Source organism: Streptomyces sp. Z423-1 (assembly GCF_013009255.1).
Classification (GTDB): Bacteria; Actinomycetota; Actinomycetes; order Streptomycetales; family Streptomycetaceae; genus Streptomyces; species Streptomyces gossypiisoli.
In genome coordinates this window covers 7,548,699-7,571,881 of sequence record NZ_CP053109.1, presented here as the reverse complement: position 1 = coordinate 7,571,881, position 23,183 = coordinate 7,548,699, and the positions used below count along the sequence as shown (strand labels likewise).

Below are 23,183 nucleotides of genomic sequence, written 5' to 3'. Positions count from 1 at the left end.
GGGCCGGACGGGACTTTCGACACGCGACAGCCATCCTTCGGCAGCCGCCGAAGTGTCCGTGCCGCATCCTGGGACGCATGGCCACCCAAGACCCCCAGGCACCGCAGCTGGCCCGGCTCGCCGCCCTCATCGCCGACGAGACCCGGGCCGCCTGTCTGCTGGCGCTGCTCGACGGGCGGGCGTGGACCGCGGGTGAGCTGGCGCGGCATGCCGGGGTCGCCGCGTCGACGCTCAGCGAGCATCTGAGCAAACTCGTCGCGGGCGGGCTGCTCGCCGAGGAACGGCAGGGGCGGCACCGGTACGTACGGCTGGCCGACCCGCGGGTCGCCCAGCTCCTGGAGGACCTCGCCGCGCAGGTCTCGCCAAGTGCCGTCGTACGGCCCCGGACCCTGCGGGAGTCCAGCGCGGGATCCGCCATGGCGCGGGGCCGCACCTGCTACGACCACCTGGCCGGGCGGCTCGGCATCGCGGTCACCGACGCGCTGACCGCACGCGGGCTGCTACGGCAGGACACCGGGTTCGCACTGACGGACGCCGGGCTCGGGTGGTTCGACAGCGCCGGTATCCGCCTCGACCGTACCGGCCGCCGCCCGCTGGCCCGTGCCTGCCTCGACTGGACCGAACGCCGCCCTCATCTCGCGGGCGTCGCGGGCGCGGCGCTGTGCCGGCATGCGCTGGACGCGGGGTGGTGCGTACGGATCGGGTCGGAGCGGGCGGTGAAGGTGACTCCGTCGGGGGAGCGGGCGCTGAAGGAGCTCCTCGGTGTCGAAGCGGCGGTACTGCGCTGACCGGCTACTGGAGTGGGGCTTCTCCGATGTGCCGAGTGGCGGGAGCGTCGTGGCTGGTCGTGCCCGCGCGGCGGAGCCGCACATCGCCACAGCCCAGCGCTCCTTGAGGGGCGCTGCCGACGCCCCCGTCCGAAATCCGCGAGCCTCCCCCATCCACCACCTCCTAGCCTCTGGAGCATGATGAACGTCTCCCCTGCCCGCCGTACGGAACTGCTCGCGGCCGGAGCCGCCACCGTCACCGTCGTCCTGTGGGCCTCCGCCTTCGTCTCGATCCGCAGCGCGGGGGCGGAGTACTCGCCGGGCGCGCTCGCGCTGGGGCGGCTGCTCGTCGGCTCCCTGGTGCTGGGGGCCATCTGCCTCATACGGCGGGAGGGGTTGCCCCCACGGCCGGCCTGGCCCGGGATCGCGATATCGGGCCTGCTGTGGTTCGGCTTCTACAGCGTCGTGCTGAACTGGGGCGAGCAGCAGGTGGACGCCGGTACGGCAGCGCTCGTCGTGAACATCGGGCCCATCCTCATCGCGCTGCTGAGCGCCCGGCTGCTCGGTGATCCGATGCCGCCGCGGCTGCTGGCCGGGATGGCGGTGTCGTTCGCCGGTGCGGTGACCGTGGGACTGTCGATGTCGGGCGGGGGTTCCTCGGCGCTCGGAGTGGTGCTGTGCCTGCTCGCGGCCGTCGGGTACGCGGGCGGTGTCGTGGCGCAGAAGCCGGCGCTCGGCCATGCGAGCGCGCTTCAGGTGACGACGTACGGGTGTCTGGTCGGCGCGGCCCTCTGTCTGCCGTTCACCGGGCAGCTGATCGACGAGGCGGCCCACGCCCCCGTCTCCGCCACGCTCAACATGGTCTACCTGGGCGTCTTCTCGCTGGCGCTCGCCTTCACGACCTGGGCGTACGCCCTGTCCCGTACGACCGCCAGCCGCATGGGCGCGACGACGTACGCCGTCCCCGCCCTGGTCGTGCTGATGTCGTGGCTGGCGCTGGGCGAGGTGCCCGGGCTGCTCACACTGGCGGGCGGGGCGCTGTGCCTGGCGGGGGTCGCCGTGTCTCGGTCCCGGACGCGGTCCGCTCGGGTCGTGGCGGCCGCGCCACAACCCGAGCAGACCCGGGAGTCAGCGTGAACGCGCCCGGTCGGCAAGGACCTTGATGGACAGCAGGGCGATCACGGAGAGGCCGATGATGTAGGCGGACACCGCCATCGACGTGCCGGTCGCCTCCAGGAGCAGCACCATGATGAACGGGGCGAGTCCGCCGCCGCACACGGCCGCGATCTGGTAGCCGAGCGAGGCGCCCGTGTAGCGCATCTCGGGCGTGAACAGCTCGGCGAACAGGGCGGCCTGGGGGCCGTACATGATGCTGAGGAAGCAGCTGGCGACGAAGGTGCCGACCGCCAGCCACAGCAGCGAACCGGTGTCGATCAGCAGGAACAGCGGTACGGCCCACAGCGCGATGCCCACCGCGCCGAGCGCGTAGATCCTGATCCGGCCGACGCGGTCGGAGAGCGCGGCGGAGGCGGGGATCAGGACGAGCTGGGTGAGGCTGACGCAGAGGGAGACGGTGAGGACCGCGCCGCGGTTCATGTCGAGTTCGCGGGTGGTGTAGTCGAGGACGCCGGTGATGAGGATGTAGAACGTCGCGGTGTTCACGGCGAAGGAGCCGCCGGCGAGCAGGACCGTGCCGAGGTGGTGGCGCAGGATCGTGCGCAGCGGGCTGCTCTGCTCCGACTTCTCCTGCTCGGCCAGCGCCTTCTCCGCCTCCCGGAACTCGGGGGTCTCCTCGACGCGGGTGTGGATGTACCAGGCGAGCCCGAGCACGAGGACGCCGACCAGGAAGGGCACCCGCCAGCCCCAGGCCGCGAAGGCGGAGTCCGAGGTGAGGGCACCCGCCAGCAGGAAGACCGTGTTGGCGGTCACCACGCCGATGGGCACGCCGAGTTGGACGACGCTGCCGTAGACGCCGCGCTTGCCCTCGGGGGCGTACTCGGTGGCCAGCAGCATCGCGCCGCCCCACTGGGCGCCGACGGCGACGCCCTGCGCGACGCGGAGGAGGACGAGCAGGATCGGTGCGGCGACGCCGATCGTCTCGTACGTCGGCAGGAGGCCGATGCCGGTGGTGGCGACGCCCATCAGCGTGAGCGCGAGGACCAGCATCGGTTTGCGGCCGCGCTTGTCGCCGAGGTGACCGGCGACGATGCCGCCGAGGGGGCGGGCGAGGAAGCCGACGGCGAAGGTGGCGAAGGCGGCGAGTACGCCGGCGGTGGGGCTGCCGGCGGGGAAGTACAGGTCGCCGAGGATCAGGGCGGCGGCGATGCCGAAGACGAAGTAGTCGTACCACTCGACGGCCGAGGCGAGCGCGGCGGCGGTGGCGACCCGGCGGCGGTTCGGCGTGGCCGGGGTGGTGGTGAGCGGCTGGGCGGAAGGTGCCGTGTCCATGCGTGCACACTCCGGTGGGTGCGGGGACGGGGGGCGGCTGGGATTTCCGGGAACGTACTGACCGGACGGTATGGACGTCAACGGGTCGTGCGGCAGGAGTTTTGCCTGTACACGGCACGGAGAGCCGCCACGGCACACCGAAGCCCCGGCCGTCCGAAGAGGGCCGGGACACGCGCGGCGGATGCGGGGCGGGACTAGAAGACCACCAGCGCCCGTCCGCCCTTGCCCGCCAGCATGTTCTCGAATGCCGCCGGAATGCCGTCCAGGGCGATCCGCTCCGTGACCAGCGCCGACAGGTCCAGGCGGCCCGCGCGGATGTGGTCGGCCAGGACCGGCAGGTCCTGCTCGGGGTCGGAGTTGCCGTAGACGCAGCCCGAGAGGGTGCGGCCCCAGTGGAAGATCTCCAGGGCGTTGAAGGTGACCTGCTGGTCCTTGCCGCCGATGCCGACCACCGTCGTACGGCCGCCGCGGCGGGTCGACTCCCAGGCCGTGCGGATGGTGACCGCCCGGCCCACGCACTCCACCGCCACGTCGACGCCCTGCTTGCCGGTCAGGGCGCGGATCTCGCGGGCGGTGGTGTCGGAGGCGACGACGTAGTCGGTGGCGCCGGCCACGCGGGCCAGTTCCTCCTTCTCCGGGGAGACGTCCACCGCGATGATCCGCGACGCGCCCGCGATGCGCGCCGACTGCAGTGCCGCGAGGCCCACGCCGCCGACGCCGAACACCGCGACCGTCTCGCCGGGCCGCACCTTCGCCGAGTGGTGGACGGCGCCGTAGCCCGTGAGGACCGCGCAGCCCAGGAGCGCCGCGTCGGTCAGGGGCACGTCCGGCGGGGCGGGCAGCGCGCAGGACGTCGGCACCACGGTCTCCTCGGCGAACGCCGCCACGTTCAGCCCGGGGTGCAGCTCGGCGCCGTCGGACGAACGGTGGGCGTGGACGTCGGCGGAGCCGTTCAGGGCGTTGGCGCACAGCCACACCTCGCCGCGGGCGCAGGCGGGGCAGTCGCCGCACGACGGGGCCCAGTTGAGGACGACTCCGTCGCCCGGCGCGAGGTGCGTGACCCCTTCGCCGACGGCGACGACCGTGCCCGCGCCCTCGTGGCCGAGGACGGCCGGGACCGGGACGCGCATGGTGCCGTTGGACAGGGAGAGGTCGGAGTGGCACACCCCGGCCGCGGCGAGGCGGACCCGGATCCGGCCGGGGCCGGGCTCGGGAAGGTCGATCTCCGTGACCTCCAGCGGGGCACCGACAGCCGGAAGGACGGCGGCACGCACAGCCATGACAGTGAACTCCCTTAGAACTGGAGGGACTTGGTCTGGAGGTACTCGGCCAGGCCGTGCACGCCGAGTTCCCGGCCCACGCCCGACTGCTTGTACCCACCGAAGGGCGCGAGCGGGTTGAAGCGGCCGCCGTTGATGTCGACCTGGCCCGTCTCCATCCGGCGCGCGAAGGCCACCGCCTCCGCCTCGTCGCCCGCCCAGACCGCGCCGGCGAGCCCGTACACCGTGCCGTTGGCGATCCGCAGGGCGTCGTCCTCGTCCTCGTAGCGGAGGATCGACAGGACCGGCCCGAAGATCTCCTCCTGCGCGATGGTCATCTCCGGCGTGACGTCCGCGAAGACGGTCGGGCTGACGAAGTAGCCACGCTCACGCGGGGCTTCGACGCCGCCCGCGACCAGCTTGGCGCCCTCGGCCACGCCCTTCTCGATGTAGCCGCGCACCCGGTCCCGCTGCCGGGCGTTCACGAGGGGCCCGACGCGCTCGCCGTACTTGGCGGCCGCGGCGACGGCCAGCTCGACCGCGGCGGTGTACTGCGAGGAGTGCACCAGCATCCGGGTCCACGCGCTGCACGTCTGCCCGGAGTTCGACATCACGTTGGCGACGCCGACGTTCACCGCCTTGGCCAGGTCGGCGCTGGGCAGGATGACGTTGGCGGACTTGCCGCCCAGTTCCAGGGCGACCTTCTTCACCGCGGCTCCGGCGGTGGCGGCGATCTGCCTGCCGACCGCCGTGGAGCCGGTGAAGGACACCATGTCGACCCCGGCATGCTCGGCGAGCGCCTGCCCGGCCACCGGGCCGAGGCCGGTGACCAGGTTGAAGACTCCGGCCGGGACGCCCGCCTCGTCGACCGCCTCCGCGAAGGCCTGTGCGGTCAGCGGGGTGTCCTCGGCGGGCTTCAGTACGACCGTGCAGCCCGCGGCGAGGGCCGGGGCGGCCTTGGCGACGATCTGGTGCAGGGGGTAGTTCCACGGGGTGATCGCCCCGACCACGCCGACCGGCTCCTGGTAGACGGTCGAGTTGCCGGCCTTCTCCTCGAAGGCGTACGTCGCGGCCAGCTCGGCGTACGAGCCCGCGACCGCGATCGGCACGCCCATGTGCACCGCCTGCGAGAAGGGCAACGGCGAACCCAGCTCGGCGGTGATCGTCTCGGCGATCTCGTCCTTGCGGGCGGCGAGCACGTCCCGCAGGGCGGCCAGGCGCGCGGCGCGCTCGGCGGGCGGTGTCGCGGACCAGGCTGGGAGTGCGGCGCGGGCGGCCCGCACGGCCCGGTCCACGTCCTCGGCGGTGCCCGCGGGGACCCGGCCGACGATCTCCTCGTCGGCCGGGTTCACGACCTCGATCTCGTCCTGGCCTGCGGCGGGGCGCCAGGCACCGTCGATGTACATCCCGTCCCGGGCCTTCATGGCCCACCTCCCGAACTACGGCGTCGTCGGCACGTCGGGACCCAAACTAGCGGCGATAGTTTTTCAGCGCCAGGGCCCGCCGCGAGGGTACGGCAACGCCGCCGACCGGCTCAGAAGTCAACCCGCACCTGATCGTCCACGCGCCCGACCGACTCCTGGCCGAAGGCCTTCTCGTAGTCCCGGCGGATCTCCTCGATCTTCCGGTCCCTGGCCGCCGCCTCGCCCACCGGATAGAGCAGGATCAGCTCGTACGACCGCTCCTTCTCGATCGTGCCGCTCGCGTCCCGCCACTGCCCGCGCCCGCTCTGCACGGTCAGCCCGTCCGGGAAGTCGGGCGTCACCTCCTTGTCGACGAAGGCCATGAACTGCCGGTCCGTGACGGCCGGTCCGCCATCGGGCCGCGCGGTGCCGAAGAGAAGCCGGGTCTCGGCGTACGGCTCGCCGCGCACCGGGGTGGGGGCGGCGGTGGCCTCCTCGCCGAGGGTGGCGTACGCGGTGGGCGCGCCGACGGCGAGCAGGGCGGCGGCGGCCGCCAAGGCGACGCGAGTACGGGTGAGTTGAAGAGTCATGCCCCATCCCTTACCGGGCCCGGGGCCGGGGGATGCGGCGGCCGCGCCGAGGGCAGAAATCCGTGGGCCGTACGGGAGCGCAGGGGGCGCATGGGGAGGGGCGGGGGCGCGTGCGGTGGGGCTTCGCCCGCAGTGGTGCTGATCCCGGTCTCGACCTATGCAGCAGTGTTCTCCGCCGTGATCGTGGAGATGTCCCAGCCGGTCGAGGCCGGGAGCTTCACCCCCCGTTCCCGCTGCTCGGGTGTGGGGTATGTCGTGTGTGCTTGGCGAGATCTCGGTGAGCCTTCGCCAAGCGGACGAACAGATCAACGAGGACCGGCCCTGTCCAACCACGGGCGCCGTTGTCTTCGAGCCTTCGGTGCCGTGGCGTACGTTCCACTGGCGGCACGTTGGCGGCCGCCTCGCAGGCGCCGGGCCGGACGAGGCGCTGACAGCGTCGATGACTGGCCGTCGATTGGGCAAGGGCCAAGGCTTCGCCAGGGCCCGGCAAGGCTCAGTGGCCCGCGGCCGAGGTGACCGGCAGGCGCTCGGTGAACGTCTTGCCGCCGTCGCGGGATTCGTAGACGCCGTCCTGGGTGGCGGCCAGGATGCGGTCCGCGTCGACGGCGGTGAGGGCCTGAGGGCCGCCGCCGGGTACGGTGCCCGCTTCCTTCCAGGTGGTGCCGCCGTCGGTGCTGCGGTGGAGTCCTCCGCCCGGGTCGATTCCGTACAGGGCGTTCGGCTTGGCCCAGGAGAGGAAGGCCAGCACGGGTTTGGTGCCCTCGTTGAAGGTTTCGCCGCCGTCGGTGCTTTTGGCGATGCCGTTCTCGGTGGTGGCCAGCACGACGTCGGGGTCGTTGGGGCTGACGGCGATGTCCAGTGCGGCGAATTGGGCGCGCTCGTCCCAGGTCTTGCCGTCCTTGCTGACGCGCAGCATTCCGTTGGTGCTGTCGTAGCCGTAGATGGTGTTGTGGGCGTACTCCAGAGCGTGGAAGTCGGCTTCGCCGCCGAGGGAAAGGGTCTTCCAGGTCTTGCCGGCGTCGGTGCTCTTGATCAGGCCGCGGTTGGCGTGGTTGTCGCTGCCTTCGGCCGGGTGGCCGCTGCCGAGGAAGGTGTTGGGTCCGGCGACGGTGAAGCCCATGTAGTCGGCGGTGTCGCTGACCCGTTTGTGGGAGCCGTCGTCGTCCACGGCGAAGACGCCTTTGTGCGTGGCGACGTACAGGCGGCCGTCGGCTGGGTCGATGCCGAGCCCGTGGATGTGGCTGACAGCAGCGGCTGCTCCGGAGGGGGACGGTTCCTCGGCGCCCGAGGTGGCGGAGCCGTTCGCGCAGGCGGTCAGCGTGGCCGTGAGCAGGATGGCTGTGGCAGCCAGAACAGGGCGGCGGTAGGACGCCATCAGGGAGATCCTCGCAGTTCTGTTACCCGGTATGCCGGGGCGGGTCATTTCGGGGTGGTGACTCGGTGACAAGATCGCCGCAGACAGTCGTTGCTGCGGTGGGGCTCTGATGTATTCGCCCGGCCGTGACGGGGCGGAACTACTGCTCCAGGTCGATCTTGCGCTGGAGGTATTCCTCGCGACCGATCTTGCCTGCGGCGTACTGCTGGCGCAGTTCCTCTTGGGCGGGATCCGGGCGAGCGGGCAGTTCGGAGCGGCTGGGAGTGCTGGTGCGTGAGCGCACGAGCCACACTGCCCCGGCGACCGCGAGGCCGAGCACCGCCAGGGCGATGACCAGCCAAAGGATCATCATCAAGGGGCCCATCGTTCCCATCATGTCGCACATTCCTCTCAGCTCCTGGCTGGGGATCGGCTGCTGCCGGCGCTCGGCGCCCGGGCGGTTCACAAGGGGAGTTCGTAGCCGCTGATCCAGATCTGCATCTCGTAGATCAGCAGGGTCCACAGGCCCGAGACCTGGGCGATGCCGACGGCCACGAGGAGGGCGCCGCCGACGCGGAGCACGGTGCGGGTGTGGCGGCGGGCGAAGGTGAAGGCGCGCAGGCTCTTGCCGAGGGCCAGGGTGAACAGCAGGAACGGTAGGCCGACACCGACGGCGTAGAGGAAGGCGAGGAAGGCGCCGCGTGAGGCGGAGCCGGTGGTCAGGGAGAGGGAGAGGACGGCGGCGAGGGTGGGGCCGATGCACGGGGTCCAGCCGATGCCGAACATCACCCCCAGCAGCGGAGCCCCGGCGAGCCCGGCGCGCGGGGTGAACTGGGACTTGAAGGTGCGCGAGAGCAGCGGGATGCGCTCCGGGGTGCCCATGAACATCAGGCCCAGCGCGACAGTGAGCACGCCCAGGGGATGAGTCACGCTGAACAGCCCACCCGGATCTCGCCAAGACCTCCGCCCGCCGGGACGGCCCGGCACCGTCCCCCGCCCGGCCGGGCCGCCGCGGCCCCTGGTCCTGACCGGTCCTCGCCCCTGCTCTCCAGGACAGCACCCTGGACGGCGAGCACATCGACATCGCCGACCTGCGCGGCCATGTCGTCGTGATCAACGTCTGGGGCTCGTGGTGTGCGCCGTGCCGCAAGGAGGCCCCGGAACTGGTCCGCCTCGCCGAGAAGACCGAGCCGCTGGGGGTGCGGTTCCTCGGCGTCAACATCCGGGCCCCCTGACCTACCGGGCCTTCCTCCCCATCATCGAAGCCATCGAGGCCGAGAGGCCCTGATCCAAACGCCCCGGAGGCTGGGCGGTCTGTCTTACCGGTCACGGCGGGGCCCGTTGCTTGCACGGGTGTCACACGGGGGCCGCGTCGATGTAGAGCCGGTCACGGTAGCCACTGCCCGGTTGGTAGGGCCCGGTGCAGGTGATCAGTACCAGGCGGGGCGGGCCGCCGGTACGGAACAGTTCCGTCGGCAGCGCGTCGCCCCGGCGTACCGTGACCGCCCGGACCCGGTAGTCGAACGTGGCCGCGGCGGTGGTGACCTGGGCAAGATCACCGGTCCTGGCCCGGACGAGGGGGGCGAAGACGGCAGCCCCGCGGCGGGTGTCGACGTGCCCGGCGATGACGGTGGTGCCCCGCCTGCTGCCCGGTGGTGCCGTGTCCTTCCACCAGCCCGCCGAACGCCCGTCCTCGGGCACGCCGAGACGGCCGTCGGCACCGAGCTCGACCGGAACCACAGCGGCGTTGAGCGACACCGCGGCAAGGATCAGGCGGGCCGGCGCCGCACCAGACGCCTGCGCTGTGCCGAGAGCAGCGTAGGAGGTCGGCGCCGGCGGAACCGGCGCAGGCACCGGGCCAGCAGGAGGTGCCGGGATGCCGGCGGCCGGGAGAACGGCCACCCACAGCCACATGGCCGCCAACGCCCAGACGGTACGCGCGGCGCGCCCGCTCAACGCTCCGGCCCCCTGCTCTCAGCGGCGGCGCAGTCGCCGGGTGAGCCGGGTGACGACCAGTGCCGCGGCCGCCCCGGCCGCGGCGAACCATCCTGCGTTGCCGTCGGTCCGGTTGTCCGTGTCCGCTGTGGCCAGAGCGCCCTGGCCGGTGTCGACCGTGACCGGCCGTCCGGCGACGACCACCTCGAACTGAGCGATCTCCCGCGACTGGGTTTTGTGCACCGCATCGCACATCGCGCGCAGCTCGCCGTGAGCGGCCTGCTTGCGGCACTTGTCCGCCTTGGGCAGGAACATGCTGTGATGGTGGACGAAATGCCGGGACATCTCCGCATCGAACGTGCGGCCGGTCAAGCTGGGCAGCTTGTTCATCATCTCCATCATGGGCTGAGACATCCGGGGCATGCTCGGCGTCTCGTCCGTGCCGTACCAGGTCTTCAGCCAGGACCGCATCCGGATGATGTCCTTGGACTGGGTGTCCTTGATCCGCCCGCACAGGCCCCGCAGGTCCGCCCGCGTCGCCTTGTCCACACACATCTGGGCCATGTGTACTCCGCCGAAGTGGTGGTCGACGGCCGAGGAGAGGAATTCCTTCTCGCTGAATCCTGTGTCACCGTCCGCGCCAGCGGCGGGCGCGCCGACGAGGGCCAGACCGGTGGCCATCAGCGTGGCTGCGCACAGGCGACCCAGGGGTATGTGGGGGTTCATGGATGCTCCGATCTGCGAAGAGGTCGAAAGTCAGATACCTCCCAACTCGGGGGCTGTCTCGGCCAGGCGCGGTAATTCGCCCGTTTGCTCGGCGTGTCCCACTCGCCCAGCCTCGCGCCGAGGACTCCGTCTCCGGCCCAGTGGCCGGGTGCGGCGCGAGTGTCCGTTCGGCTGCGGTGGGGTACCCGCGATGCCCGAGGCTCGCGGAGGTGCACGTGCGCGTTGCTGTCGTCGGTGGGGGCCACAACGGGCTGGTGGCCGCCTGCTATCTCGCGCGGGCGGGAGCCGAGGTGGTGGTACTGGAGCAGGCCGGCAAGCTCGGCGGCGGTTCGCGTACCGACGAGCCGGCACCGGGCTTCCGCTTCAACACCCACTCCGCCGCACACAACATCATCAACGCGACCGATATCGTCGCTGACCTCGGGCTGCGCGAGGCAGGCTTGGAATACCGCGAGATGGACCCGTTCTCCATCGCGGTCTTCACCGACGGCACAATCGTGCGCTTCCACCGCAGCATCGAGCGGACCGTCGCCTCGATCGCCGAAGCCGACCCCGCCGAGGCCCGCCGCTACGCGGACTGGATGGACGAGGCCATGCCGGTCATCACCGCCATGCGCGCCGGCCTGGGCGGCTATGGGCGGGCGCGGCAGATGCGGCGACTGCCGCGCCAGATGATCGCCGGCGTGCAGGCGCTGGCGCGCAACGGCGGACCGGTCGGGCTCGCCGGGCTGCTCCTGCAGCCCTACGGCCGCGTGCTGCGGGAACGGCTGGGCAGCGAGCTCGTACGAGCGCCGGTGTCGGCCTTCGCCGCGCACGCCTCGGCCTCGCCGGACGAACCCGGCAGCGCGCTGTTCGGCCTGTGGCAGGCGTTCTATCACCAGGTCGGGCAGTGGCACGCCGTCGGCGGGTCACAGGGACTCATCGACGCACTCGCCCGGCGGCTGGAGAGTTACGGCGGGCAGTGGCGCACCGGCGCGGCGGTAGAGCGCATCACTCGCACCGGCAGCCGTGTGACAGGGGTGGTGCTGGAATCGGGCGAACGCCTGACCACCGACGCCGTCGTCACCGCGATCGATCCTCGGATGGCGCTGCTGCGACTGCTCGACCCGCCGCTGGACGGGCCCGTCGCGGACGCGCTCGCGCGGTGCGGCGGGGCAACGCCGTCCAGATGCTCGTGCTGCTGGCGACGACCGCGCTGCCCGGGTACGCGCGGGCCCGGCCAGGGGACTGGAACGGCCTGCAGTCCTTCGTGGACAGCGTCGACTCCCTCGCGGACGGCTTCGCACAGGCGAACGCACGACGCCTGCCTGAGGACCCGGTGCCGACCTACGCCTTCACCCCCAGCGCACTCGACAGCAGCCTGGCACCGCCCGGCCACCACACCGTCTACCTTGCCTGCCCGACCGCGCCCCACCAGGTGCACGGCGGCTGGGCGAACGCCGCGTCGACGTTCGCCGACCGGATGGTCGACACCGTCGAGAAACGGGCACCGGGCTTCACGGACACGGTGGTGAGCCGGACGATCCGCACACCCGAGCACATGGCCCGCGAGCTGCGCTGGCCGGGCGCGCATCCGATGTACGTCGGCATCAGCCTGGACCAGGTCGGCCTCCTGCGCCCCACGCGCGCCCTCAGCAGCCACGCCACACCCATCAGCGGACTCGTCGTATCCGGAGCGGGCACCGCGCCCGTCGGCGGCATCGCCGGCACACCCGGCCGCAGGGCGGCGCACGCCCTCCTGCGCAGCATGCGCCAGGCATGAAAAATGCTGCCGTCTCAAGGCAAGCGAGCGACTGAGCCGACCGGTGTGTTCCAGCAGGCGGCCGGTAACCGTGCCTTAGCATGACGCGCATGTCGCGACGCGTGCTGATGCCGTTCCGGGCCTGGTCCGGGGCGCTGCTTGCGTGCACTGTCATGCTTTGTCTGGCCGGGCTGGCCCGCCCCGCGATGGCGATGCCCTCCTCGATGGCCTCGATGGAGAGAGCCGCTCCGGCCATGGCCAGGGGCCTGACGCACGTTGCAGCGGGCGCGCAGGCGGCAGCGACTGCGATGGCGACCGACGCGGCCGGAGACAGTGCGCATTGCCCGATGCTGAAGAAGCAGTGCGCGGCGCCGAAGGCCACCCTCGGACAGGACGTTCAGCCGAACCCTGTACTGACCGGTCTGCCGACGGTGACGTCCTGTTCCCACGCGGCCGTCACGGCCCAAACCAACGCACCGCCTCCGGCGCTGCCCCCTCCTGATCTGCACCGGTTGTGCGTGTCGCGGACGTGAGGGTTCGACTCCCGTGAGGCTGCCCCTGCTGCCGTCTCGTGGGACGCCGACATCGCTCACGTCCGCCTCGGCACGCCCGTAACCCCCATCTTCTGGGCGCGTGCCGTCGTATCCGAACAGGAGTCACGACGCATGCCGTCGTCCATCACCTTGCTCATCACCGGAGTCAGCACCGGTCTGCTCGCCGGCGGCGCCTCGTGTGCCGCCGTCCAAGGCGGTCTGCTGGCCGGAGCGGTCACCCGCCGCGATCCTGCCCAGGCCCGCATTCCCGCCCGTGCGTCTCACTCATCTGCCTCGTCCGCCAAGAAGCGGCCCCACGCCGCCGGTTCGAGCCCGGCCCGTCGTGCGGCGTCGACTGCGTCCCTGGAGCCGACGGCCGGGCATCTGGCCCCGGTCGGCGCGTTCCTCGCCGGGAAGCTGCTCTCCCACACGATCCTCGGCGCGCTGCTGGGGATCTTCGGCGCCGCGTTGCAGCCCAGCCCCCGGGCGCAGGCAGTGCTGCTGATCATTGCCGGGGCGCTGATGCTGCTCTTCGCCCTCGACCTCTTCGGGGTCAAGGCGGTGGGCCGGCTCGTCCCCCGTCCGCCGGCCTCCTTCGGGCGGCTGGTGCGGCGCAGCACCAGGACCACGTCGATGGCCACCCCGGCGCTGGTCGGCTTCGCCACGGTACTGGTGCCCTGCGGAGTGACGCTGTCGATGGAGCTGGTCGCGATCACCGCCGGCTCCCCGGTCGCCGGGGCAGCAGTGATGGCCGGGTTCGTGCTGGGCACCGCCCCGCTGTTCGCCGTCCTCGGCTACCTCTTCCGCCGCTCCAGCCGGGCGCTGTCCGGCCGCCTGGGCATCGCCACCGGCGTCGTGGTCCTGGCCGTCGCCGCCTGGACCATCGGCTCCGGACTCCAGGCCGGCGGCTGGGTCTCCTTCAAGACCAGTTCCACGACTGTGGCGGCCGCCGCGCCCGCTCCGTCGGAAGCCGGTACAGGGGCGTCGGACGGGCCGGTGCGCATCGACGCCTCCGGCAAGCAGGTGATCACCCTGACCGTGACGGATTTCTACGTTCCCACGCAGTTCACGGCCAAGGCCGGGGTGCCGACCACGCTGGTGCTGCGCGGCAAGGACTCCGGCGGCTGCGCCCGCGCCTTCACCATCCCCGAACTCGGGGTCCAGGAGATCGTCAAGCGTGACGGTGACACCGAGGTCGACCTGGGCACCCGCAAGCCAGGCACCCTCCGCTTCTCCTGCGCCATGGGCATGCAGACCGGTGCCATCGACTTCCAGAAGGACCTGTGATGAAGCTGTTCAGCCGCAAGAACAAGACCGAAGCCGACGCCGGTCCGCAGGTGGTACTCCTCGTCGAGGGCATGCACTGCTCCAGCTGCGGCCTGCTCATCGACGACGAGCTGGAAGACATCCCCGGGGTCCGCTCCTCCAGCACCGACGTGAACGCCGGACGCACCACCGTCCGCCTGGAGGAGGGCGCCGAGGTGGACACGGCCGCACTCGTCGCGGCGGTGCAGCAGGCGGGCGACTACACGGCCCGGCCGGCCGCCTGACCCGAGACCGCCCACGAGAGCGGAGGAGAAGGTTTCGATGGTGCTGCCCGGCCGGAGAATTCTCCCGGCCCGGGCCGCGCCCCGGCGGGACGACCCTGACGTGCGGGGGAAGCCGGCAGCGGAGAGGATGACACCGTGCCCGCGCCGAGAAGCAACGAGCGGCTGCGCCGCTACTGGGACAAGCACGCCCGTTCCTACGACCGGCAGATGCGGTTCCTCGACCGCACCCTGTTCGGCGAGAGCCGTACCTGGGTCTGCTCGCAGGCCACGGGCGACGTCCTGGAGGTCGCCATCGGCACCGGGCTGAACCTTCCCTTCTACCCTCCGGACGTCCGGCTGACCGGCATCGAGTGGAGCCCGCAGATGCTGGCCATCGCCCGACGCCGCGCCGAGGAACTCGGCCGCACTGCGGACCTGCGCGAGGCCGACGCCCAGGCCCTGCCGTTCCCCGACGCCGCCTTCGACACCGTGGTGTGCACCCTGTCCCTGTGCGCGATCCCCGACGACCAGCGAGCCGTCGCCGAGATGAGCCGCGTGCTCAAGCCCGGCGGCCGGCTCCTGCTGCTGGATCACATCGCGAGCTCCGCCTGGCCCGTCCGTGCGATCCAGCGGCTCTTCGAACTCGTCACCGTTCCGCTCGGCGGGGAGCACTTCATGCGCCGACCGCTGCGGCGCGTCCAGGCGGAAGGACTTCAGATCGAGCAGCGGGACCGGTTCACGCTCGGCATCGTCGAACGCCTCACCGCCCGCAAGCCCGCCCCCGGATCCGCCGACGGGTGATGTACGGCAGGGGCGGGTCGCTGAGCACGTGGAAGGGGGCGCCGGAGCTTGGCCCGGGGCCCCCTTCGTGCCGGACTCAGCGCAGCGGCTGGAAGCGACGAAGCCGCAGGCTGTTGGAGACCACGAAGACCGAGGAGAAGGCCATCGCGCCTCCGGCGATCATCGGGTTGAGCAGGCCGAGCGCGGCCAGTGGCAGCGCGGCGACGTTGTAGGCGAAGGCCCAGAACAGGTTCGCCTTGATCGTGCGAAGGGTGCGGCGGGCCAGCCGGATCGCGTCCGCCGCCGCCCGCAAGTCACCCCGTACCAGGGTCAGATCCGATGCCGCGATGGCCGCATCGGTGCCGGTGCCCATGGCCAGACCGAGGTCCGCCTGGGCGAGGGCGGCCGCGTCGTTGACGCCGTCGCCGACCATCGCCACGACCTGGCCTGCCTGCTGGAGGCGCTGGACCTCGGCGACCTTGTCCTCGGGGTGGACCTCCGCGATGACGTTCTCGATGCCGACCTCGGCCGCCACCGCGAAGGCAGCCGCCGTGTTGTCGCCGGTCAGCAGAACCGGGGTGAGGCCGAGCCGCTTGAGGTCGGCGACCGCCTCGGCGCTGGTCGCCTTGACGGTATCGGCGACCACCAGCGCGCCACGCACCCGCCCGTCCCAGGCGGCGAAGACGACCGTACGGCCCTGGGCCTCGGCCTCCTTCCGGGCGCGGTCGAGTCCGTCGGGCAGTTCCTGGCCGTGTTCCTCCAGCCACGCGACCCGTCCCGCACGGACCGTACGGCCCTCGACCTGCCCCCTCACGCCCCGGCCCTGGGTGTTGGCGAAGCCGGTCACGGCGGGCAGCAGGCCGAGGCGCTCGCGCGCGGCGTTCGCGATGGCGGCGGCGATGGGGTGTTCGCTGGCGTCCTCCAGTCCGCCGGCCAGCCGCAGCACCTCCTGCTGATCCTCGCCGTCGGCCGGTATGACGTCGACGAGGCGCATCCTGCCCTCGGTGACCGTGCCGGTCTTGTCCAGGACCACGGTGTCGATCCGCCGGGTCGACTCCAGTACCTCGGGCCCGCGGATCAGCAGCCCGAGCTGGGCGCCGCGCCCGGTGCCGACCATCAGTGCGGTCGGCGTCGCCAGCCCGAGCGCACACGGGCAAGCGATGATCACCACAGCGATGGCGGCGGTCAGCGCGGTAGCGGCCGGAGCGCCGGTCAGCAGCCAGACGGCAAAGGTACCCGCAGCCAGGGCAATGACGACCGGGACGAACACCGCCGAGATCCGGTCGGCCAGCCGCTGCACCGCCGCCTTGCCGGTCTGGGCCCGCTCCACCAGGGCAGCAATCTGCGCCAGCTTGGTGTCCGACCCCACACGCGTGGCCCGTACGGTCAGGCGGCCGTGGCTGTTGACGGTGGCGCCGGTCACGGCCGAGCCGGGCTCGACCTCCACCGGCACGCTCTCCCCGGTCAGCAGCGACTCATCCACCGCCGAGGCGCCCTCGACGACCACACCGTCCGTGGCGATCTTCTCCCCGGGCCGTACGACGAACAGGTCCCCGACCGCCAACTGCTCCACCGGGATACGTATCTCCGTGCCGTCGCGCAGCACAGCGACGTCCTTGGCCCCCAGGTCCATCAGCGCCCGGATCGCGTCCCCGGCCCGCCGCTTGGCCCTCGCCTCGAAGAACCGGCCCGCCAGCAAGAACGCCGTCAGCACGACGGCGACCTCCAGATACAGGTGCTCCCCGCCCATGGCCAGGGCACCGGCGCTCCACAGGTAGGCGGCCAGCACCCCCAGCGACACCAAGGTGTCCATCGTCGCCGACCCGTGGCGCAGATTCAGGGCCGCCGCCCGGTGGAACGGCCACGCACCCCACGCGACCACCGGAGTGGTCAGCAGCAGCGCCACCCACTCCCAGCCGGGGAAGTGCAGGGTGGAGATCATCGACACGAGCACCACGGGCAGGCCCAGCACCGTCGAGGCGATCAGGCGGCGGCGCAGCCCGGCGATGTGTGCGCCCTCGGCGTCCACCGCCTCTTCCCCGGAGGCCGGGGCCTGGGACGTGGGCACCTCGGCGCCGTAGCCAATGGCCTCAATGGCGGCCACCAACTCTTCCACCCCGACGTCGGGGCTCTCCCGGGTCACGTGCGCGGTCGCGGTCGCGAGGTTCACCGTTGCCCTCACGCCGGGCAGCTTGCCCAGCTTCCGTTCCACCCGTGCCACGCAGGAGGCACAGGTCATGCCGGTTATGGCCAGTTCTATGGACTGCTCGGCATCGGCCCGCGTGCTGGTTGCCATGGGACGGTTCCTCATCTCTTTGAATCTCGAATGGGGGGCGCGACCACGGCGAAGCCCTGTCCGGCGGCGGGACGCCAGCTCAGCTCGCCCCCGTACAGGCGGCGCAGGACAGCAGGCGGCTGGTGGTAGCAGAACACGGACGTGCCGGCGCCGACGATGGACGGGGTGTCGATGAACAGCGGTAACTCGGCCAGGAAGTAACGGACCGCGTGCTCGACCTGTTCCTCGTCCGGTGCCTGCCCGGCGGGCAGCTTCCCGGCCAGCACCCACACGGTGGCCTCCCGGCAGGCGGCCCGGAAGTCCGCGTCCTGCGCGTACCGGCGCCGTCCGCTCGCATGGAGCTGGCCGAACTCCGCATTGCTCTCCAGCTCGGCCCAGCCCAGCACGCGCTGGCCCGCGTCGGCCTGGCCGAGCGAATCCAGCGCAGTAACGATCTTGTTGCGGGTGTACTGGCCCTGCCTACGCGCCTTCCACGCGGCCTTCTCGGGGGCGTACCCCAGCGCCTCGAACGTGTACGCGCTCGGCGCGTCCGGCACGAAGAAGTCCACCCGCTCGAACCGCTCCAGCCCCCACGCCGCCAGCTCACGAATCCGGGCCGTGGAGAAGTAGCTGTTGAACGGGCTGATCCCGAAACAGGCGTGCTCCGCACGCTCGACGACTTCGGCGCACCGGCCGCTCAGCGGTGTCACCACCATCGCCGCCGAACAGCCGTCGCCTTGATCAGTGTTCATGACCGGACGCTAAAACTTTGACCTTAGGGCAAGGTCAAGCGCAGACTGGCAGCACTCGCACGAAAGGGCCACCGTCATGCTCACCGTCGGCCGCATCGCCGCCCGCACCGGGCTGAGCCCCAAGGCCGTCCGCCTCTATGAGGCCAACGGCCTCATCGACCCGCCCGAGCGCACCGCCGCCGGCTACCGCACCTACACCGACGAGGCCGTGCCCGTCCTCCGCTTCATCCGCCAGGCCCAGGCCCTCGGCCTCAGCCTCAAGGAGATCAAGGACATCCTCGACCTCCAGCGCCGTGGCGAACAGCCCTGCGCCCTCGTCACCAGCCTCCTCGACCAGCACCTCGCCGACATCGACCGCCGCATCGCCGACCTGCAGGCCCTCCGCACGACCCTGCAGCACGCCCGAGCCCAGGCCGAAGAGGCCGCCGACCGCGGAGAAAACGCCCTTGTCTGCCACATCATCGAAAACACCAGGTCGCACCCCTGATACGCGGTGCTGGCCTTTTGACGTCGTTCAACCGCAACAAGCTGTGGGCAATCCCGCGTAAGCGGCCCTCACGTGCACTCGCGCCCAGGGCGGGTCCTGTGGGGCCCGTTCGACTGCACGAGCACTCGGCAGAGTGCCAGCAGTGGTCGCCGCAGAAACGAGTTTCAGCGGTGCGTAGGTACCGGGTCCGGGCACAGCAGGGAAAGCCCGGGATGGTCGCGGATCTGCTGCACGCTGTGCGGAATCGGGGCGGCGAAGGCCAGCGCAATGACGACGGCCTGATTCCCACGGCGAGGCCCGGCCGGGGCGGTGATGGGGGATGGCGCGGACGATGGTGAGGGTGGCCAGGCCGAGGGCGCCGCCGAACAGTCCGTGCAGCCAGAAATGGAACCGAGCGCCGTAGCTGGCGTAAACCACATACAGCACAGCACTACCTCGATGGTGAGGACCAGTGTTGCGCTGATCCACGCCCGGCGGCTCATGGCAGCCCCTCGATCAGGATCCTGATCTCCTGCTCGTGGTCGGCAAGTCCGGGATCGAAGGTGCGGTAGCGCAGCTGGCCGCGCGCGTCGATGAGTGCGTAGCCGGGCCCGCTCCGCCCGCTCTCGGTCACCAGCGCATAGCGCCGGGCCAAGTGCGCGTCCGTGGAGCGTACGACCTGCGCCTGTGGAAGTTCGGGCAGCGGGCAGCGGGTCTGGCAGAAGACCACCACGGCAGCTCGGCCGGGGACGAGACCGAGTTCTTCCACGCCGGGGGCAGGCTGGTCGAGGTAGAGCAGATCGAGTTGCTGGAGAGCGTGGGCGGGATCGTGGAGCCATTCCCTCACCTGACCTGCGCGCTCGCGACGGGCGCGTCCGGCAGCGGGCAGGTGCTCATGCCGGTGGCGGCCACCGCGGGCTGGGCGGCCAGGACCAGCGGCAGCGCCAGCACCGCGCCCGCCACCAGCGCCCCGCCCCACACCACTGCCCGGCGCAGCGGCCGGGGCGGGCTGAGCAGCCGCCGTACCCGACCGGCCACGTGGCCGCCGGAGGCCGCAAGCGAGGCCGCGGGCGTGCCCGCCCCGGCCAGCTCGACCAGGGCGGCGGCCAGAGTGAGTGAACTGGTGCGGGCCGTGGCCGCGTCGTCGGCGGCCATCTCCACCAGGCGCCGCGTCTGATCCGCCGCCACAGCGAACAGCCCCACCTTGGGGAAGGCCCGCTCCAGCGCCTCCGCGTACGCCAAGGCCAGGTGGTGTCGCTGGCGGATGTGCGCCTGCTCATGGGCGATCACCGCGTCCAGTTCATGCGGCGCCAGCGCGGCCAGCGCCGCCGAGGTCAGCACGATCCGGTGCCCGTGGCCAGGCAGGCAGTACGCCGCCGGACGGTCGTCGTCCACCACCGTGACCCCGAGACCGGCGTGCGCACGGCCGACCATCGTCAGCACCGCGGCGTGCCGACGACGCTCACTGCGGGCCCGCAGCAGACCCGCCGCCAGGCACCAGCCGACCCGGCCCGCCAGCACAAAGGCCAGTGTCGTGCCGCTCGCGGCCACCGCCGCGCCGCCCGGCGTCGCGTACTGCTCACGCAGCATCAGCACGCACGCCTGCAGCAGATCGGCCAGGCTGCCGCTGACCGGCACCGTCGGCACAGCCAGCGCCGACCCGGCCAGCGCCACAGAGATCACGACGGTCGCGGTCAGCGCCTGCCAGGCCCAGATCGCCAGCCGCGGTGCCCGCGCCGCCCAGGCGGTGCGGACCAGCAGCAGCGGGGCAAGCGCCCCGAGCAGGACCGCGTAACCGAGCAGCAGAACGGCCACCCTCACGACCGGCTCCCCTCCCGGCGCGCGGCGAGCGCCGCCCGCAACTCGGCGACCTCGGCGTCGTTCAGCTCGTCGAACAGCCGCACCAGCGTCGCGGTACGGTCCGCACCGGTGGCCCACACCTGGTCGATCAACGAGGCCGCGTACTCCTCACGGCTCTTCGTGGTCCGATAGCGGAACGCGCGGCCGTCCTTGGCCCGCGACAGCCAGCCCTTGCGGTGCAGGATCTCCATCACCGTCTGCACCGTGTTGTACGCCAGCTCCTGCGGCCGGTCGCGGTTCAACCGCTCCAGCACTTCGCGCACGGTCAGCGGTGTCTCTGCGGCCCACGCCACGTCCATGATCGCCTGTTCGAGCTCGCCGAAGCCCCGCATCCCGGCCGCCTCCCTGTACGAAAACCTAAGCGCCATAGTACGTGCAGCCCGGGATGAGCCGTCCAGGGTGAGCGCCACTCCGGCCTGCCCTGTCGCTCAAACCGCCGCTGCGGGCTGCCCCTGCCGGGTAGCTGCACGGGACCGGTTGACCCCTTAGTCCGCGACCGGGACCGGGCGACCCTGGTGAGCAGCATGATCCTTTTTATGGGCGCTGCTCGCAAAGCTGCGGCCCGCTCTCTCCCTAGGGGGAGGCAATGAAGACCAACAAGCGTAATTACGGTCTGTACGCCCTGGCGCTCGCCATCGCCTTCGTCGGCGCCCTGGCGCTGGGGGTGTCGGCGGAAGCCCTTGCCCTTTTGGCCGTTTTCGCCGTCTGCCCGCTGATGATGTTCTTCATGATGCGCAACATGCATGGCGGCCACGGCAAGGGTAACCAGCACACGAACGAGACCGATCCGATGCACAAGCGCGATCACCACCAGCACAGACCCGGTCGGCCGTAACGGCCCTATCCGGATGGCTACCGCACCAACAGCGGGGCGCCGGCAGCGCAACCGTCTACAACCAGCTGCACACGACGCTGCCCGCTGCCCCGTACGCGGTGGTGGCCCTCGGCCTCGTCGCCGTCCTCTGCGGCCTGCTGTTCAAGATCGGTGCCGTGCCCGCACACTTCTGGGTGCCCGAAGTCACCGACGGCACCCCGGCCCCGGTCGCCGCCTACGTCACCACCCTGCCCAAGATCGGCGGGCTCATCGCCGCCTTCCGGCTCGTCCACCAGGCACTGCCAACGGAGGCCGTCAACTGACCTCTGCTGCTGGCCGTGCTGGCCGCCGTCTCCATGACGCTGGGCAACCTCGCCGCGTTCTTCCAGACCTGCCGCCATCGACGGCGGCTACAGCTGGCTCGCCGCACTCGCCGTCGCCAACACCGTCGCCTCCCTCTTCTACTACCTGCTACTACCTGCGCTGGCTCGCCCCCTCTTCCGCCCCCCCCGGGCGACCAGCGCGCCCAAGCCCAGGCCGCCCTCGGCCGCTGGTCCGCCACAGCCGCCTACACCGCCGGCACCGCCTCCCTCGCCCTCGGCATCGCGGGGGGCGCTGCGATCATCCCGGCCTCGTACAGCCGTACTGCCTTGCATGTCAGCCCGGCGGGGGCGTCGGCCTGCCCGATCGTCACTCCTGGTAGCGCCATGGTTGTGCCTTCCCCCGCCATGGTTGACCTTGCCCCTGGGGTCGGGTTCTAGCGTTGCGGATGTAACCGATGGAACGCGCCGAGAGGTGGTCGACATGCCGTTCCGCGAGGGTGAGGTCTACCGCTGCCCTGATCCAGGGTGCGGGTGCGAGTTGACCGTGACGAAGGGGGCACCGCCCGCCTGCGGCGGTCAGCAGAGCCCGACATGCTGCTGCGGCAAGACCATGGTCAAGAATTCCGAGTAGGAGCCACCGTCGCGGGCGGCGTTGGCCCTACGCCGAGTAGAGCCGTCCCGGTGGTGTTCCCCCGTGCCACCGGGACGGTCGTACGTCTGGGTCTCACACCGCACCGTCGGCCGGGTCGTCCTGGGCGAGGCGGTAGGCGGTGGTCACCTATAGGTGCCGGCCTTTTTGCCGGAGGGGATGACAACCGATCGGGACCTGGGGCCTTGCCTAGTCCGCTGGGACCTGCGGCGGTCCCGGTGGCGGGGGGGCTTGGTTGATCCAGTGGGCAGGCAGCAGGCATCGCGTCCTGCGCGGCGGCGACGGACGGCGGCACTGACGGCGGCCACCAGGAACAACACTGCGGCGGCGATGGCCCAGCGGTTGCCCAGGAAGCCGCCGATCCCGGGGAGCGCGCCTGCGGCGATCAGAGCGGGCAGGGCGCAACAGACGATCATCAGCAGGGCGGCGCCGATCGCGGCGAGGGCCATGCCGGTGCCGGAAGGGCTCGGAGTCGCCGCGCGGGGGCCGGTGGGCGGTGGGGCATTGCGGTGATGCTCTTTGTAGGTCAGCCATGGCTGTCGGGGATGCGGGTGCAGCAGGTCAGGGCGGCGGCGTTGTCCGCGGCCAGGGCCCGGGCCAGGACGACGAGGTCCGCGACGCGCGGGTCGCCGACGGAGTAGCGCAGCTTCTTGCCGTCCCGCCGGGCGGTGATATAGCCGCAGTCCACGAGGCAGGACAGGTGGACCGACACGCGCGGCTGGGAGATGCCGGCGTGCTCGACGCAGTCGGCGGAGGTGCGCTCGCCGCCGAGGATGAACTCCAGCAGCCTCAGCCGAGTGGGGTCCGCCAGGGCACGAAAGAACTTCGCCACGATATCGGTGTGCGAGCACGGCTCGGCCTCGGCCTGCGTCAGGCCGTGCGACTGGACAGGATTCGCGGTCACAGGCAGCCCTTTCCACACGCATCTATTCGCCTATCCGCATAGTATGGTGGAGGTCTGATATTCGGCAAGACGCAT

General features: G+C 71.5%; 26 protein-coding genes and 1 pseudogene. 12 read left to right on the top strand and 15 right to left on the bottom strand.

The annotated features are described in order from the left end of the window. The first annotated feature begins 77 nt into the window (after positions 1–77). Both HJD23_RS34110 and HJD23_RS34105 read left to right on the top strand, forming a co-directional pair. On the top strand, positions 78–788 hold the full coding sequence (locus tag HJD23_RS34110; protein ID WP_171113269.1) for a winged helix-turn-helix domain-containing protein: 711 nt from the start codon (positions 78–80) through the stop codon (positions 786–788). Between the two features lie 180 nt (positions 789–968). After that, positions 969–1,904: a DMT family transporter gene (locus HJD23_RS34105; protein WP_171118645.1), complete on the top strand. Its 936-nt coding sequence runs from the start codon at positions 969–971 to the stop codon at positions 1,902–1,904. On the opposite strand, the gene HJD23_RS34100 is transcribed toward HJD23_RS34105, so the two are convergent. The 7 genes from HJD23_RS34100 to HJD23_RS34070 all read right to left on the bottom strand — a co-directional run bounded on the left by HJD23_RS34100 (position 1,896) and on the right by HJD23_RS34070 (position 8,751). After that, positions 1,896–3,215, bottom strand: a complete 1,320-nt coding sequence (locus tag HJD23_RS34100; RefSeq protein WP_171113267.1) for an MFS transporter — start codon at positions 3,213–3,215, stop codon at positions 1,896–1,898. The genes HJD23_RS34105 and HJD23_RS34100 overlap by 9 nt on opposite strands. Before the next feature lie 194 nt (positions 3,216–3,409). After that, complete coding sequence (locus HJD23_RS34095; RefSeq protein ID WP_171113265.1) at positions 3,410–4,495, bottom strand: Zn-dependent alcohol dehydrogenase; 1,086 nt, start codon at positions 4,493–4,495, stop codon at positions 3,410–3,412. Positions 4,496–4,509: 14 nt separating this feature from the next. After that, the gene (locus tag HJD23_RS34090; RefSeq protein WP_171113263.1) at positions 4,510–5,898 is read right to left on the bottom strand and encodes an aldehyde dehydrogenase family protein; all 1,389 of its coding nucleotides are present in this window, start codon (positions 5,896–5,898) and stop codon (positions 4,510–4,512) included. A 110-nt stretch (positions 5,899–6,008) separates the two neighbouring features. Then, a complete protein-coding gene (locus HJD23_RS34085) occupies positions 6,009–6,467 on the bottom strand; it encodes a DUF3574 domain-containing protein (protein ID WP_171113261.1) in 459 nt (152 codons plus the stop codon). A 493-nt stretch (positions 6,468–6,960) separates the two neighbouring features. Then, positions 6,961–7,842, bottom strand: a complete 882-nt coding sequence (locus HJD23_RS34080) for a F510_1955 family glycosylhydrolase (protein ID WP_171113259.1) — start codon at positions 7,840–7,842, stop codon at positions 6,961–6,963. 139 nt (positions 7,843–7,981) lie between these two features. Then, entirely contained in the window at positions 7,982–8,218 is a 237-nt protein-coding gene (locus HJD23_RS34075) for a hypothetical protein (RefSeq protein WP_197972452.1), read from the bottom strand. 65 nt (positions 8,219–8,283) lie between these two features. Next, positions 8,284–8,751 carry a cytochrome c biogenesis CcdA family protein gene (locus tag HJD23_RS34070; protein WP_240980878.1) on the bottom strand — a complete coding sequence of 156 codons (468 nt, stop codon included), beginning with the start codon at positions 8,749–8,751 and terminating at the stop codon, positions 8,284–8,286. Between the two features lie 119 nt (positions 8,752–8,870). Here HJD23_RS34070 and HJD23_RS44785 point away from each other — a divergent pair. After that, a pseudogene (locus tag HJD23_RS44785) lies at positions 8,871–9,056 on the top strand (TlpA disulfide reductase family protein); the annotation flags it as partial. 121 nt (positions 9,057–9,177) lie between these two features. Here HJD23_RS44785 and HJD23_RS34060 read toward each other — a convergent pair. Continuing rightward, the gene (locus HJD23_RS34060; protein WP_171113258.1) at positions 9,178–9,579 is read right to left on the bottom strand and encodes a class F sortase; all 402 of its coding nucleotides are present in this window, start codon (positions 9,577–9,579) and stop codon (positions 9,178–9,180) included. 216 nt (positions 9,580–9,795) lie between these two features. Then, positions 9,796–10,482 carry a DUF305 domain-containing protein gene (locus HJD23_RS34055; protein ID WP_171113256.1) on the bottom strand — a complete coding sequence of 229 codons (687 nt, stop codon included), beginning with the start codon at positions 10,480–10,482 and terminating at the stop codon, positions 9,796–9,798. 215 nt (positions 10,483–10,697) lie between these two features. Here HJD23_RS34055 and HJD23_RS34050 point away from each other — a divergent pair, with 215 nt between their 5' ends. The 6 genes from HJD23_RS34050 to HJD23_RS34025 all read left to right on the top strand — a co-directional run bounded on the left by HJD23_RS34050 (position 10,698) and on the right by HJD23_RS34025 (position 15,086). Further along, a complete protein-coding gene (locus HJD23_RS34050) occupies positions 10,698–11,996 on the top strand; it encodes an NAD(P)/FAD-dependent oxidoreductase (RefSeq protein ID WP_171113254.1) in 1,299 nt (432 codons plus the stop codon). After that, a complete protein-coding gene (locus tag HJD23_RS34045; protein ID WP_171113252.1) occupies positions 11,993–12,244 on the top strand; it encodes a hypothetical protein in 252 nt (83 codons plus the stop codon). Before HJD23_RS34050 ends, HJD23_RS34045 begins: the two co-directional genes overlap by 4 nt. Positions 12,245–12,333: 89 nt before the next feature. After that, positions 12,334–12,756 carry a hypothetical protein gene (locus HJD23_RS34040; RefSeq protein WP_171113250.1) on the top strand — a complete coding sequence of 141 codons (423 nt, stop codon included), beginning with the start codon at positions 12,334–12,336 and terminating at the stop codon, positions 12,754–12,756. Positions 12,757–12,888: 132 nt separating this feature from the next. Next, the gene (locus HJD23_RS34035; RefSeq protein WP_171113249.1) at positions 12,889–14,043 is read left to right on the top strand and encodes a sulfite exporter TauE/SafE family protein; all 1,155 of its coding nucleotides are present in this window, start codon (positions 12,889–12,891) and stop codon (positions 14,041–14,043) included. Further along, the gene (locus tag HJD23_RS34030) at positions 14,043–14,306 is read left to right on the top strand and encodes a heavy-metal-associated domain-containing protein (RefSeq protein WP_232107633.1); all 264 of its coding nucleotides are present in this window, start codon (positions 14,043–14,045) and stop codon (positions 14,304–14,306) included. Before HJD23_RS34035 ends, HJD23_RS34030 begins: the two co-directional genes overlap by 1 nt. 135 nt (positions 14,307–14,441) lie before the next feature. Then, a complete protein-coding gene (locus HJD23_RS34025) occupies positions 14,442–15,086 on the top strand; it encodes a methyltransferase domain-containing protein (protein ID WP_240980877.1) in 645 nt (214 codons plus the stop codon). 76 nt (positions 15,087–15,162) lie between these two features. Here the strand turns inward: HJD23_RS34025 and HJD23_RS34020 are convergent, their stop codons facing one another. Together HJD23_RS34020 and HJD23_RS34015 are read right to left on the bottom strand one after the other, a co-directional pair. Then, on the bottom strand, positions 15,163–17,361 hold the full coding sequence (locus tag HJD23_RS34020; RefSeq protein WP_171113247.1) for a heavy metal translocating P-type ATPase: 2,199 nt from the start codon (positions 17,359–17,361) through the stop codon (positions 15,163–15,165). Positions 17,362–17,372: 11 nt separating this feature from the next. Next, positions 17,373–18,092 (bottom strand): tRNA-dependent cyclodipeptide synthase, encoded by a 720-nt coding sequence (locus HJD23_RS34015; protein WP_197972453.1) that lies wholly within the window; start codon positions 18,090–18,092, stop codon positions 17,373–17,375. Between the two features lie 76 nt (positions 18,093–18,168). Between HJD23_RS34015 and HJD23_RS34010 the strand changes: the two genes are divergently transcribed. After that, positions 18,169–18,579, top strand: a complete 411-nt coding sequence (locus HJD23_RS34010) for a heavy metal-responsive transcriptional regulator (protein WP_171113245.1) — start codon at positions 18,169–18,171, stop codon at positions 18,577–18,579. A 478-nt stretch (positions 18,580–19,057) separates the two neighbouring features. On the opposite strand, the gene HJD23_RS34005 is transcribed toward HJD23_RS34010, so the two are convergent. The 3 genes from HJD23_RS34005 to HJD23_RS33995 are packed head-to-tail and all read right to left on the bottom strand — an operon-like array spanning position 19,058 to position 20,750. After that, positions 19,058–19,405, bottom strand: a complete 348-nt coding sequence (locus HJD23_RS34005; protein WP_171113243.1) for a hypothetical protein — start codon at positions 19,403–19,405, stop codon at positions 19,058–19,060. Further along, complete coding sequence (locus HJD23_RS34000; RefSeq protein ID WP_171113241.1) at positions 19,402–20,379, bottom strand: M56 family metallopeptidase; 978 nt, start codon at positions 20,377–20,379, stop codon at positions 19,402–19,404. Before HJD23_RS34000 ends, HJD23_RS34005 begins: the two co-directional genes overlap by 4 nt. Beyond that, positions 20,376–20,750 (bottom strand): BlaI/MecI/CopY family transcriptional regulator, encoded by a 375-nt coding sequence (locus tag HJD23_RS33995; protein WP_171113239.1) that lies wholly within the window; start codon positions 20,748–20,750, stop codon positions 20,376–20,378. The genes HJD23_RS34000 and HJD23_RS33995 overlap by 4 nt, the downstream gene beginning before the upstream one ends. Positions 20,751–21,004: 254 nt before the next feature. Between HJD23_RS33995 and HJD23_RS33990 the strand changes: the two genes are divergently transcribed. Together HJD23_RS33990 and HJD23_RS44320 are read left to right on the top strand one after the other, a co-directional pair. Beyond that, positions 21,005–21,253 carry a DUF2933 domain-containing protein gene (locus tag HJD23_RS33990; RefSeq protein WP_171113238.1) on the top strand — a complete coding sequence of 83 codons (249 nt, stop codon included), beginning with the start codon at positions 21,005–21,007 and terminating at the stop codon, positions 21,251–21,253. A 98-nt stretch (positions 21,254–21,351) separates the two neighbouring features. Then, positions 21,352–21,555 (top strand): proton-conducting transporter membrane subunit, encoded by a 204-nt coding sequence (locus HJD23_RS44320; protein WP_240980876.1) that lies wholly within the window; start codon positions 21,352–21,354, stop codon positions 21,553–21,555. 1,175 nt (positions 21,556–22,730) lie between these two features. On the opposite strand, the gene HJD23_RS33980 is transcribed toward HJD23_RS44320, so the two are convergent. Further along, positions 22,731–23,108 carry a metalloregulator ArsR/SmtB family transcription factor gene (locus tag HJD23_RS33980; RefSeq protein ID WP_240980875.1) on the bottom strand — a complete coding sequence of 126 codons (378 nt, stop codon included), beginning with the start codon at positions 23,106–23,108 and terminating at the stop codon, positions 22,731–22,733. Between the last annotated feature and the right edge of the window lie 75 nt (positions 23,109–23,183).

What these genes read in the sequence shown, in the direction of transcription:
- HJD23_RS34055 (WP_171113256.1), bottom strand. Translation starts at nt 10,482, where the DNA reads ATGAACCCCCACATACCCCTGGGTCGCCTGTGCGCAGCCACGCTGATG.
- HJD23_RS34085 (WP_171113261.1), bottom strand. Translation starts at nt 6,467, where the DNA reads ATGACTCTTCAACTCACCCGTACTCGCGTCGCCTTGGCGGCCGCCGCC.
- HJD23_RS34030 (WP_232107633.1), top strand. Translation starts at nt 14,043, where the DNA reads ATGAAGCTGTTCAGCCGCAAGAACAAGACCGAAGCCGACGCCGGTCCG.
- HJD23_RS34035 (WP_171113249.1), top strand. Translation starts at nt 12,889, where the DNA reads ATGCCGTCGTCCATCACCTTGCTCATCACCGGAGTCAGCACCGGTCTG.
- HJD23_RS34040 (WP_171113250.1), top strand. Translation starts at nt 12,334, where the DNA reads ATGTCGCGACGCGTGCTGATGCCGTTCCGGGCCTGGTCCGGGGCGCTG.
- HJD23_RS34105 (WP_171118645.1), top strand. Translation starts at nt 969, where the DNA reads ATGAACGTCTCCCCTGCCCGCCGTACGGAACTGCTCGCGGCCGGAGCC.
- HJD23_RS34095 (WP_171113265.1), bottom strand. Translation starts at nt 4,495, where the DNA reads ATGGCTGTGCGTGCCGCCGTCCTTCCGGCTGTCGGTGCCCCGCTGGAG.
- HJD23_RS34010 (WP_171113245.1), top strand. Translation starts at nt 18,169, where the DNA reads ATGCTCACCGTCGGCCGCATCGCCGCCCGCACCGGGCTGAGCCCCAAG.
- HJD23_RS34080 (WP_171113259.1), bottom strand. Translation starts at nt 7,842, where the DNA reads ATGGCGTCCTACCGCCGCCCTGTTCTGGCTGCCACAGCCATCCTGCTC.
- HJD23_RS34020 (WP_171113247.1), bottom strand. Translation starts at nt 17,361, where the DNA reads ATGGCAACCAGCACGCGGGCCGATGCCGAGCAGTCCATAGAACTGGCC.
- HJD23_RS34015 (WP_197972453.1), bottom strand. Translation starts at nt 18,092, where the DNA reads ATGAACACTGATCAAGGCGACGGCTGTTCGGCGGCGATGGTGGTGACA.
- HJD23_RS34100 (WP_171113267.1), bottom strand. Translation starts at nt 3,215, where the DNA reads ATGGACACGGCACCTTCCGCCCAGCCGCTCACCACCACCCCGGCCACG.
- HJD23_RS34075 (WP_197972452.1), bottom strand. Translation starts at nt 8,218, where the DNA reads ATGATGGGAACGATGGGCCCCTTGATGATGATCCTTTGGCTGGTCATC.
- HJD23_RS34110 (WP_171113269.1), top strand. Translation starts at nt 78, where the DNA reads ATGGCCACCCAAGACCCCCAGGCACCGCAGCTGGCCCGGCTCGCCGCC.
- HJD23_RS33990 (WP_171113238.1), top strand. Translation starts at nt 21,005, where the DNA reads ATGAAGACCAACAAGCGTAATTACGGTCTGTACGCCCTGGCGCTCGCC.
- HJD23_RS33995 (WP_171113239.1), bottom strand. Translation starts at nt 20,750, where the DNA reads ATGCGGGGCTTCGGCGAGCTCGAACAGGCGATCATGGACGTGGCGTGG.
- HJD23_RS34090 (WP_171113263.1), bottom strand. Translation starts at nt 5,898, where the DNA reads ATGAAGGCCCGGGACGGGATGTACATCGACGGTGCCTGGCGCCCCGCC.